At 58.6% G+C, this 11,539-nt stretch carries 8 protein-coding genes; 2 read left to right on the top strand and 6 right to left on the bottom strand.

Features of this window, described 5'->3' with window-relative positions; translation table 11 throughout:
- Positions 1-96 precede the first annotated feature (96 nt).
- A complete protein-coding gene (locus tag B9N88_RS23705; protein ID WP_027606428.1) occupies positions 97-2,088 on the top strand; it encodes a hypothetical protein in 1,992 nt (663 codons plus the stop codon).
- A 249-nt stretch (positions 2,089-2,337) separates the two neighbouring features.
- Positions 2,338-4,593 carry an autotransporter outer membrane beta-barrel domain-containing protein gene (locus tag B9N88_RS23700; protein ID WP_043293609.1) on the top strand — a complete coding sequence of 752 codons (2,256 nt, stop codon included), beginning with the start codon at positions 2,338-2,340 and terminating at the stop codon, positions 4,591-4,593.
- 62 nt (positions 4,594-4,655) lie between these two features.
- Here B9N88_RS23700 and B9N88_RS23695 read toward each other — a convergent pair whose 3' ends face one another.
- The 6 genes from B9N88_RS23695 to B9N88_RS23670 form a co-directional block, all read right to left on the bottom strand.
- Positions 4,656-5,096 (bottom strand): hypothetical protein, encoded by a 441-nt coding sequence (locus B9N88_RS23695; RefSeq protein ID WP_027606426.1) that lies wholly within the window; start codon positions 5,094-5,096, stop codon positions 4,656-4,658.
- A gap of 110 nt (positions 5,097-5,206) precedes the next feature.
- Positions 5,207-6,007, bottom strand: a complete 801-nt coding sequence (locus B9N88_RS23690; protein WP_085205426.1) for a hypothetical protein — start codon at positions 6,005-6,007, stop codon at positions 5,207-5,209.
- 129 nt (positions 6,008-6,136) lie between these two features.
- Positions 6,137-6,742 (bottom strand): LysE family translocator, encoded by a 606-nt coding sequence (locus tag B9N88_RS23685; protein ID WP_027606424.1) that lies wholly within the window; start codon positions 6,740-6,742, stop codon positions 6,137-6,139.
- Positions 6,743-6,764: 22 nt separating this feature from the next.
- Positions 6,765-7,634 carry an AraC family transcriptional regulator gene (locus B9N88_RS23680; RefSeq protein ID WP_027606423.1) on the bottom strand — a complete coding sequence of 290 codons (870 nt, stop codon included), beginning with the start codon at positions 7,632-7,634 and terminating at the stop codon, positions 6,765-6,767.
- Positions 7,635-7,706: 72 nt separating this feature from the next.
- Positions 7,707-8,348 carry a DUF1345 domain-containing protein gene (locus tag B9N88_RS23675; protein WP_027606422.1) on the bottom strand — a complete coding sequence of 214 codons (642 nt, stop codon included), beginning with the start codon at positions 8,346-8,348 and terminating at the stop codon, positions 7,707-7,709.
- 92 nt (positions 8,349-8,440) lie between these two features.
- Complete coding sequence (locus B9N88_RS23670) at positions 8,441-11,530, bottom strand: efflux RND transporter permease subunit (RefSeq protein ID WP_027606421.1); 3,090 nt, start codon at positions 11,528-11,530, stop codon at positions 8,441-8,443.
- Positions 11,531-11,539 lie beyond the last annotated feature (9 nt).

The raw sequence follows: 11,539 nt of genomic DNA, 5'->3' as shown, positions 1-11,539 counted from the left end.
GGGGCCAACTATTCGGTTCAAGGCGAGCGATTTCTCGTTTCGCCTGTGACATTGAAGTGGTAACCGGCGTTAATAATTCGCTTATGGAGAACGTAGATGACTATCTTTAGTAAGAAACAACAGGCTGCACTTGCCTCTCGAAAGCTCAATCGAGAGTATGTTTCCAAGTATGGCGGCGGTATTTTTGAGTTTGAGGCGCCGGAGTTCAGCTCGCTAAATGATCAGGGGCTGATCCTCGCAGCGGCCTCAAGAAAAGACTTACCTGTTACGTTTGTAGCCCCATCGCTTGAGGTGCCTCCTGCAGAAGCCCGGCTGGAATTGGTGATGCGCGATAAAGGTGTGACAAATTGGGCACCGTCTCTGTATACGCTTCGCTATTCGGGAGCCGGTGCAATCAATGCGGGCGACATTATTGTCAGGAATATTCCGAGCTCCCGCCTGAGTCAGGGGAAATACGAAATTGCCTATATCTTGTATGAAGACAAGCTCCCTACCCTGTCAGGAATCGCGCCATTGGAGGTGGATCTGACGGCACCCTACAAATTCAATGTCGACGACGATGAAGAACACGATATCCATCCGTTTGCTCCGTTATTACCGGCCGACCTAGGGCCGGAAATCGACGAACTCTATGTAGAGGAACATGATGAGGGATTGGTATGTACCTACCCGAATTACGAGGACTATGGTCGAGCAGACGGTGACACAATCACGGTCTATTTCTCGAAGTATTCCTCATCGCTTCTTGCTACAGAGATCGACACGGTGCCGGTGGAAGATAGCCTTGAGTTTGTTATTCCATGGGACCGGATCGAAGTGCTGGAAGCTGGCACATACTATTTGTTTTATATCCTGAAAGACCTGGCCCGTAACAAAAGCAGGGAATCTGTTCCCTGTCCCGTCCGGCTGAACCTGGTGGGGGTTCCTGATCCTTTGCAGGCGAGGGTGCCGTTGGCGCTGTTGCCGGCCGATGGCCTGATTGATCTGGCGGATGCTCACGAGCCCGATGGCGTGACGGTGGAGATTCCTCAGTACGCCAATGTGCGAGAGGAGCTGGATGTCATTGACCTCACCTGGGGCGGCGAGAGCGTGGGGCGCTTCAATGTCAGGGATTACACGCCGTTTCCTCTAAGGCTGCCGGTTGATACCGATATCATCTTCGACGTGTATGGTACCGGCCCCGGGGAAGTGGACACGGATATCGATTACCTGGTTGATCGCAATGGCAACGAATATCCCGCGCCCACGCTAACCATTGAAGTGGATCTTTCAGGCCCCGGCCCCGACCCGACGCCAGACCCGGAAAACTCTCGGCTCAACCTGGTGAACGTGTACGGTAGCGATCCCGATCAGGAAAACCATTTGCTGCCGGAAGATTTCGGTAACGACGCGACCGTCGAGATTGTGCTGTGGGAGGTTCCCCCGCCTGTACCCGGTATCACCCTTACTGGTTATTGGGGCAGTTTTGCGTACCCCTTCGATTCAATCGAGCTGGATGGCGAAACCGGTGGAGACACCGTTACCCTCAACGTGCCTTGGCCAATCATCAAGGAGGTTGGCAATGGCACGGTCCCGGTGTTCTATACCTTGAGTTGGGAAGTCAATGACAACCTCCAGCGATCTCGTCCCCAGAATGTCGAGGTCGACGCCAACATAGTCGTCATGGAGCAGCCGACCTTCGTCAAGGCTGGCACGGATATGGCTTGTACGGATCTGGATCCGTTTAACTTTTCCGCACGTGTCAGAGTGCCGGGCAATACCACCTACTTCCAGGAGGACGCTGTCGTCCGCGTGGAATGGCAGGTATACAGCGACAGGGCCAGCACTACGCCATTGGGGGATCCTGTATCGTTCAACTCGCTACCGTTGACACCGGATATGGTTTCAAATGGTTTCTTCCTGACGATTCAGCCTTACACCACCGTCATCAGGCCTGCTGGGCGCAACTCAGTCAGCATTCAATACTTTGCGATGGTTAATGGCGTTGAGGAGCCATCTGAGAAGGGCTTTACAACGACGCTGTTCGCAAACCGGTCTACGCCGCCGCTGTACTGCGAGGAGCTGCCGGTTCTCGGGGAGGATGAATAGTCAATACACGTTGTTCAAAGGGCGCTTCGGCGCCCTTTGGTTTTCACCTGTCATGAGCTTCCTTGCGTAGTTGCGTTACCCCATTCCCGCCATTGATACGCGATTTTCCTTAGGGTGGTTCGGATAATTCCTACATCCGTCGTTAGTGCTCACCGGTAATTTTGCGGGCCTTAACTGGCCAGTTTTCACTGCATTCGAAACAGGCCGAACTTTTCTGTTATGGAACGCCTGTTGAACGAGTGAGTGATCATGAATACCCAGTCTATTTTTAAGTTAAATCCTTTAGCCTTCGTCGTTAAGGTTGCGTCGATTGCATCACTGTTAGCTCTCGCTCCGCACGCTCAGGCAAGGCTGATCGAAAATCGAACCGAGACCATTGACTTTCACGACGTGCTCGACAGCTATACGTTGGAAAATGCCACGCTCAACGTGATAGAGGGGCGAACCGAGAGCGTCTATGCCGCCCGCTCCAACCTGAACCTGAGCGACTCGAGTACCGTCCTCGGCACCGTCGTTGCACAGGCGGGCTCGAACGTCAACGTGGATACCAGTCGTGTTGTGGCGCAGGGGGATTTCAATGCGGGTATCACGTTGTACAGCAGTAATGCGTTGATCAACGGCAGCGTGATTTCCAGTGCCGACTACGATGGGTTGGTGCTCAGTCGTTTCTCAGGCTCCACCGTGGGTTCCAACGCGACTGTCAATGGCAGCGTGGTTTCCGGGGCAACCGGCGGCGCAGCGGTTGGAGGCCACAGCGTGCTGAACCTGGACCGCAGCATCGTGCAGGGTACAGACGCTGGCAGTTTCGGTTTGAAGTTGCAGGGCGCAGAGGCCCATGCTCGTCAAAGTGTAATCACAGGCGGCCTTAACGGCGTAGTCCTGACGAATGAACCCCGTAGTGTGCTTGCCAATAGCTTGGTACTGGACAATACCCACGTGACTGGCGAAACCGGTGCAGCGATTGTGGTAGAAGGCCTGCTGGGCAGAGGGGCCAACGCATCGATTGAGGTGCTGAATGGCTCGACACTGTCCGGTGGCAACGGCAACCTCCTTGAGGTCAAGGATGGGTCTTCGGCCACTGTACGGGTTGATAACAGCCAACTACTGGGCAACGTGATCGTTGAGTCGGGCAGTACCACACACCTTGACTTGCAGAACCGGGCTGCGTTGACCGGTCGCCTGGAAAATGTTTCGTCGTTGAGTATCGGTAGCCAGTCGCTGTGGGACATGACCGGCAACAGCCAGGTCGGCGCCTTGAATCTGTCGGGCGGGATGATCAGGTTTGGTGCGAGTGACGCCTTTTACCAGTTGGACCTGACCAGCCTGTCAGGTAACGGCACGTTTGTGATGGGCACTGATTTTGCCCGGGGCTTGACCGACTTCCTCAACATCACGGGTTCCGCCAGCGGCAACCATCAATTGCTGCTATCCAGCAGCGGCGTCGAGCCGGTCAGTGCCAATGAGGTGCGTATTGTTCATACCGGTGGCGGTGATGCGCAGTTTTCGCTGATAGGCGGATCGGTCGATGTGGGGGCGTGGTCTTATGGGCTCAAGCAAGACGGCAATGACTGGTTCCTCGACCCGTCGTCGCGGGTCATCAGCCCTGGCACCCGCTCGGTGCTGGCGCTGTTCAATGCCGCGCCTACCGTGTGGTATGGCGAGCTGTCTTCTCTGCGTACCCGTATGGGTGAACTGCGCCACAGTGGTGCTGAGTCCGGCGGATGGGTCCGCAGTTATGGCAACAAGTTCGAGGCCAAAGGTGGTGCCGGAAATGGCTACACCCAATCGCAACGCGGTTTTTCCCTCGGTGCGGATATGCCGATGATGGACAGCCCATGGCTATTGGGGGTCATGGCCGGTCATAGTGAATCAGATCTGGATGTTGGCCGTGGAACGTCGGGCACTATCAAAAGTTACTACGTCGGTGCCTATGCCACTTGGATGGATGAAGACAGTGGCTACTACTTTGACGGTGTGGCCAAGGTGAACCACCTGCGCAATGACTCCAAGGTGGGGTTGAGCGATGGCGCACAGGCCAAGGGTAACTACTCCACTAATGCCTTGGGTGTTTCGGCAGAGGTCGGGCGTAATATTCGGTTGGATGATGCGTTCTTCGTTGAACCGTTTGCCCAAGCGTCGGTGGTGACTACCAAGGGCAAGAGCTACCAACTGGATAACGGGATGCAGGCCAAGGGCGATCACACCCACTCGGTCCTGGGTAAATTGGGGGTGACTGTCGGCCGTGATTTTGTGCTCGATAGCGGTAGCGTTGTACAGCCTTACTTGCGCGGTGCGGTCGCTCATGAATTTGCCAAGAACAACAAGGTGTCGGTGAATAACCAGGCTTTCAATAACGATCTCTCGGGCAGCCGTGCAGAGTTCGGTGCGGGGGTTTCGGTGTCCTTGTCCCAGAACCTGCAGTTGCATGCCGACTTCGAACATGCGAAAGGCAAGCGGATTGATCAGCCTTGGGGCGCCAACGTGGGCGTGCGTTACAGCTGGTAATCAACAATGCCCTGGATCAAGTGATAAAAAACGCCCCGGTTTCCGGGGCGTTTTTTGGCGGGTCAAACATTGAACAGGATTTGCATACGTTGATCCTTCATATTGACGTCAACGTAGTAGACGTCCAAGGCGCCACTGACATGGTTGGTTTGCTGGTTATGGATAAACTCAATCGTGCCGCGCGAGGCTGTATAAGCGGGAGGTGGCGCGTCATTGAGCTCCATATAAATAATTGAAAAACGCTCGTCGGGTTCGTCGGGCTTGAGGGTGTACCGGCCGGAGGGCAATGTCGCCGGATCCGCCAGATATTGGAAAACAACGATTCGCCGGCGGTTGCCAATGCCTAAATCCCGCTGAGTGGCCTCAACCCACCAATAATCGGATTTGAGTTCATGTTTGGGGAAATCGTCCTTGAAAGCCTGAGTCGCGATCGTTCCCTGAAAGTAAACTTGGTTAGTGGACCGGCTGTTTTCACTTACCGCAGATGCAGTTGCAGTACTCATGGTTATAGTCTCCCGCTCTCGTCAATAAATGTCCTGTGAAGGCATCATTGCCCACTTGGGACAAGCCTGTTAAATGCGACGGTTTACGTTTGCTTCCTTTGCACGCGCTTTCATTCCATTGCCTTTAATGAAATATTGTCGACGATCAGAAAAGTAATGCCCTGTATTTGCAGCGTGATGTCATGAATGCCAGCGGGGACGGTGAATAAGTAGGTGTATGAATCCCAGCCTCCCTCTCCGCGTAACTCGAACTCAGGTACGTGATCGGGGGTTATATGAAACATTACAACCCCATGGCCGCCGGTTGGTGTTTGTGCATCGATAGAGAAGACCAGCGCCTGCTCGGGAACGACCCTGATGTCCTGCTCGATATAAGCGCCCAGATTCAACTGACACCGTTGATCGTGGAAGGTCGCGGAATTGGGTGGCGGTGACGAAGTCCATTCATCGCCGTTGCGTGAGAAGTCCCCGTTACCGATCAACTCAATCGGTATGATCGTCCCTTCTTCCTCCACTAGCCTGACGTTATCGAACCAGACGTCCCCCGACGTTCCTGTCAATTGCACGGTTGCGCTGACAGTGCCTGTGGGAGGCGTGAACGTTAATGACTGACGCAACCAGCCTTGGTTGCCGGACATCGATATCGATTCATTGACCCCCGAAGGCTGAAAAACCACCGTTATCGAGCCGGTACCTCTGTAAGTAATCAGCGTAAACAGGCTGAGGGTATAGACCGTTGCCTCAACCACAGGTACCGTTTGCTCAGCCATTCCTTGAGTTCTGACGATGCAACTGTGCTGGGAAAAATCAACCCTGCCGGGAAGTGTCGCGGTGGCTGTCCAATGGGTTCCATGGTCGATAAAGTTTCCATTCAGGATCAGATTCTTATTTAACGGAACAAGTGGTGACATGGCGTGCTCCCGCAGGCTTTGATACCCGTCATGGCCCGTGCTTTTTGACAAGTGGCTTTATTCAGCGCCATTAACGCCTTGCCCACAACTGTCAGAATTCACAGGTTTGCTCGCCATTCGTCGCCTTTTCTATGCTCCCGCTAAAACGCTCAGCCAGGCGGAGCCGAACAACAGCAACGCCATACCTTGGTTAAAACGCTGCATGGCCTTGGTCGAGCGAAACACCCGGCTCGACCCCACCCCCAGCAACGCCCACGCCCCCAGGCACGGCAACGAAATCATAAAAAACGCCAACGACAGGTACAGCACATGGCTCTGGCGCGCCTCACCGTTGTCGGCAAACACACTGACCACCGCCAGCGCCATCATCCAGGTCTTGGGGTTGACCAATTGCAGGCTGGCGGCGCCGGCCAGGCCCAGGCGTTTTTGCGGGGTGTTCGGGTCGATGGCTTCGGCCGGCGCGCGGAAGATCTGCCATGCCAGATAGCTGAGCCAGGCCACGCCCACCCATTGCATCGCGGCCTGCACCCTGGGCAATTGCGCCAGCGACTGGCCCACGCCCGAGCCCACCAGCAACACAATTCCCGCAGCCCCCAGACAGGCACCCAATACGATAGGCAGTGCAGCCTTGAGCCCATAACGCGCGCTGTTGCTCAGCACCAGGATGTTGGTGGGGCCGGGGGTGATGGAGGCAACGAAGGCAAATAACAGGAAGGGCAGTAACGGGGAGGACATGCTGGGGACTCCAGTGAATCGTTCAGTGGCGTCCATCCTCACAAGCCTGTGCGTTACTGTCTGGAAGATTTGAGCAGCGCTTGCGGTACGCGGCCGGTGTCAAGCCGTAGGCGCGCACGAACCAGCGGCCCAGGTGACTTTGATCGGCAAAGCCCAGGGCAATCGCCATATCCGCCGGTTGCTCGCCCTTGGCCAACAAATGCCGGGCACGGGCCAAGCGCAGTTGTACGAGGTAGGCATGCGGCGGCAGGCCGAAGGCGCTCTTGAACGCGCGGGTCAGGCGGAAGCGGTCGACGCCACAGGCTACGGCCAGTTCGTCCATGCCGACGTCTTGATGCAAGTGGGCATGCAGGTATTCGCGGGCCTTATGGGCGACCAGTGGCAAGCGTGGATCGTCACGGTAGCGCGCGCGCCACGCCAGGTGACCGGTGAGGCGCTCCAGCAATTGGTCCATGACACGCTGGCGCACGATGCGCAATTCACCGCTGTGCAGCGTCTGGAACGCCTGGCTGGTGGCGATGGCCAGGCGTGGATCGCTGGTCAAGGTCGTGGCGAAACCCAGTTGGCTGTTGAGCGGCGCTTCTTCGAACACCGCACTCACTTCCCGCGCCAGCCACTGCGGGTCGAGGTACAGCATGTGGTAGGTAAAGCCGTCCGGCGTGGGCGCGTCACCGTCATGCAATTCACCGGGCTCCACCAGGAACACCTGGCCGGGCACGCTGTTGTGCCGGGTGCGGCGGCAGTTGAACTGCTGCACGCCTTGTTCGGTGACGCCGACCAGATAGCTGTCATGCCAGTGGGGGTCGTAGGCGTGGCCCTCGAAATGCGCGCGCAGGGTCTCGATGCCGGTGTCGGCGTCCTGGGACAGATCGATCCAATTATGCGCAGCCATGAAACACCGGGACGGAATGTGTAAGGGTATTAGCGCCCACCGACACCTGAGCGTCTAGAAGGTTTGTGCAGCCTAGCCGAACAGCCCGGCGGCGATGTTGATCGAGAACCCCAGGATCGCCGTATTGAACAAAAAGCCGATCAGCGACTGCCCCAGCACCACCTTGCGCATGCCGCGGGTGGCGACGCCGACGTCAGAGGTTTGCACCGCCACGCCGATGGTGAAGGAGAAATACAGGAAGTCCCAGTAGTTCGGCGTCAACAGCCCTTCGGCAAACCGCAACGCCGGCTCCTTGCCATTCCAGGTGTAATACAGGCGGGCGTAATGCACGCTGAAAATCACCCCGATCAACAGCCATGAACCGATCACCGTCAGCCCGGTAAACCCGTAGTGCAGCAGGCGCTCGGACGTGGCCAGGTCTTTGCTGCCCACCAGTTCGAAGGTGATGGTGGCCAGGCTCGCGATGGCGGCGATGCACACGGTGAACAGCACCAGCCCGGCGTTTTCGTCCTCGATTTCGGCGATACGCTTCACATCGTCGGCCTTGGCACGGCTGGTCAGCCACAGCATCAGCACCAGGTAGGTCCAGACCCCGGCGTTCCAGCCGATGAGGATTTTGCTGGCGAGGGTGTCGGCCGGCGCCAGGATGCCGACGGCAAGGCCGAGCACAGCGGCGGTGGAGAGGCGAGGGTGGGTACGGGCTAGAAAGGGCATGGCAGCTCACAGATGGTTACCTGTGAGCACCTTAGCGCATTTTTGTTGTGGCAAGCGGGCTTGCCACCGTTACAGTGTCCCCCCCAAAAGCCTTAGCGCTTTTTGCGCACCAGCTTCATGACCACCACAAAGAACACCGGCACAAACACCACCGCCAGGGTCGCGGTGATCATCCCGCCGATGACCCCGGTACCAATCGCCTGCTGGCTCGCCGAACTGGCACCGGTGGCAATCGCCAAGGGCACCACGCCGAGGATAAACGCCAGCGAGGTCATGATGATCGGGCGCAACCGGAGTCGTGCGGCTTTCAGGGTGGCGTCGATCAGGTCTTCGCCCTGGTCATACAGGTCCTTGGCGAACTCGATGATCAGGATCGCGTTCTTCGCCGACAAGCCGATGATAGTGATCAGGCCGACCTTGAAAAACACATCGTTGGGCATGCCCCGCAAAGTCACCGCCAGCACTGCGCCGAGCACGCCCAGCGGCACCACCAGCAACACCGACGTCGGGATCGACCAGCTTTCATACAGCGCCGCCAGGCACAGGAACACGATCAGCAGCGACAGGCCCAACAGGATTGGGGCCTGGGAGCCGGACAAACGTTCCTGCAACGACAACCCGGTCCACTCCTGGCCCAGGCCTGCCGGCAATTGGCTGACCAGGCGCTGGATTTCCTCCATCGCCTCGCCGGTGCTGTGGCCGGGTGCGGCCTCGCCGGAAATGGCGATGGCAGGGTAGCCGTTATAGCGCGTCAGTTGCGCCGGGCCCTGGGTCCATTTGGCTTCGACAAACGCCGACAGCGGTACCATCTTTCCATCCTTGTTGCGCACGTGGATCTTCATCAAATCCGCCACCTGGCTGCGCTGGTCGCCTTCGGCCTGTACCACCACGCGCTGCATGCGGCCCTGGTTAGGGAAGTCGTTGACATAGGCTGAACCGATGGCCGAAGACAGCACATTGCCCACATCCGCAAACGAGACGCCCAGCGCGTTGGCCTGCTTGCGGTCGACTTCCAGCTGCACTTGCGGCGCCTCGGCCAGGGCGCTTTCGCGCACGTTGGCCAGGATCGGGCTTTTTCCGGCGGCGTCGAGCAATTCGGTACGCGCCGCCATCAAGGCTGCATGGCCTACACCGCCGCGGTCCTGCAAGCGGAACTCGAAACCGCTGGAGGTGCCCAGGCCGTCCACCGGGGGCGGCAGGATTGCATAGGCAATCGCGTCCTTGAGTTCGCTGAAGGCCATGTTGGCGCGGTCGGCAATCGAGGCGGCGGAGTCATCGCTGCCGCGTTCCGACCAGTCCTTGAGCGTAGTAAACGCCAGCGCGGCGTTTTGCCCGGAGCCGGAGAAGCTGAAGCCCATGATCATGGTGGTGTCACCCACCCCTGGCTCCCCGGCGTTATGCGCTTCGATCTGTTCGGCCACCTGCACCGTGCGGTTCTTGCTCGCGCCGGGCGGCAGCTGGATGTCGGTGATGGTGTAGCCCTGGTCTTCCACCGGCAGGAACGAGGAGGGCAGGCGGCTGAACATCAGCCCCAGGCCCACCAGCAGCACCAGGTAGATCAGCAGGTAACGGCCGCTGCGCTTGAGGGCATAGGCGACCCAGCCTTCGTAACGGTCGGTGAGTTGCTCGAAGCGCTTGTTGAACCAGCCGAAGAACCCGCCCTTGGCATGGTGCTCGCCCTTGGCAATCGGCTTGAGCAGCGTGGCGCACAGGGCTGGGGTCAAGGTCAGGGCGAGGAAGGCCGAGAACAGGATCGAGGTGGCCATCGACAGCGAGAACTGCTGGTAGATCACCCCCACCGAGCCGGCCATGAACGCCATCGGCAGGAACACCGCGACCAGCACCAGGGTAATGCCGACGATGGCGCCGGTGATCTGGCCCATGGCTTTTTTCGTCGCCTCCTTGGGCGACAGGCCCTCGGTGGCCATGATCCGCTCGACGTTCTCCACCACCACGATGGCGTCATCCACCAGGATGCCGATGGCCAGCACCATGCCGAACATGGTCAGCACGTTGATCGAGAAGCCCAGCAACAGCATGGTGGCGAAGGTGCCCATCAGCGCGATCGGCACCACCAGCGTCGGGATCAGGGTGTAGCGCACGTTCTGCAGGAACAGGAACATCACCGCGAACACCAGGGCCATGGCTTCGAGCAGGGTGTAGACCACCTTGGTGATCGAGACCTTGACGAACGGCGAGGTGTCGTACGGGATCTTGTACTCCACATTGGCCGGGAAATAGCGCGACAGCTCGTCCATCTTCGCCCGCACCAGGGTCGCGGTGTTCAGCGCATTGGCCCCGGGCGCCAGTTGCACGCTGACGGCGGTGGACGGCTTGCCGTTCAGGCGCGTGGAAAACTGGTATTCCTGACTGCCCACTTCTACCCGCGCCACATCGCCGATGCGCACGGTGGAGCCGTCCGGGTTGGCCTTGAGCACGATATCGGCGAATTCCGCCGGCGTGGACAGCTGGCCCTTGACCAGGATCGCGGCGGTGATTTCCTGGGTCCTGGTACCCGGCAAGTCACCGATGCTGCCGGCCGAGACCTGGGCGTTCTGTGCGCTGATCGCGGCATTCACGTCGGCCGGCGTGAGGTTGAAGCCGATCAGTTTCTGCGGGTCGATCCAGATGCGCATGGCGCGTTCGGCACCGTACAGCTGGGCCTTGCCGACCCCGTCCAGGCGCTTGAGCTCGTTCATCACGTTGCGCGCCAGGTAATCGCTGAGCGCCACATCGTCGAGCTTGCCGTCGTTGGAGGTGAGGGTCACCAGCAGCAGGAAACCGGCGGAGACTTTCTCCACCTGCAAACCCTGCTGGGTCACGGCCTGGGGCAGGCGCGGCTCCACCGCCTTGAGGCGGTTTTGCACATCGACCTGGGCCATTTCCGGGTTGGTGCCGGGCTGGAACGTGGCAGTAATCGTTGCCGAGCCGAGGCTGCTCTGGGATTCGAAATACAGCAGGTGATCGGCGCCGTTGAGCTCCTGCTCGATCAGGCTGACCACGCTTTCATCCAGGGTCTGGGCCGAGGCGCCCGGGTACACCGCGTAGATTTCCACCTTCGGCGGCGCGACGTTGGGGTACTGGGCCACCGGCAACTGCGGGATGGCCAGCAAGCCGGCCAGCAGGATAAACAGGGCGACCACCCAGGCGAAGATCGGGCGGTCAATAAAGAACTGCGGCATTGTCAAAGA

Origin of the sequence: Pseudomonas sp. LAMO17WK12:I1 (assembly GCF_900177315.1) — a bacterium.
GTDB classification, from domain to species: Bacteria; Pseudomonadota; Gammaproteobacteria; order Pseudomonadales; family Pseudomonadaceae; genus Aquipseudomonas; species Aquipseudomonas marginalis.
Note: the sequence above shows the minus strand (reverse complement) of the source record. Positions and strands in the feature narration are given on the sequence as shown.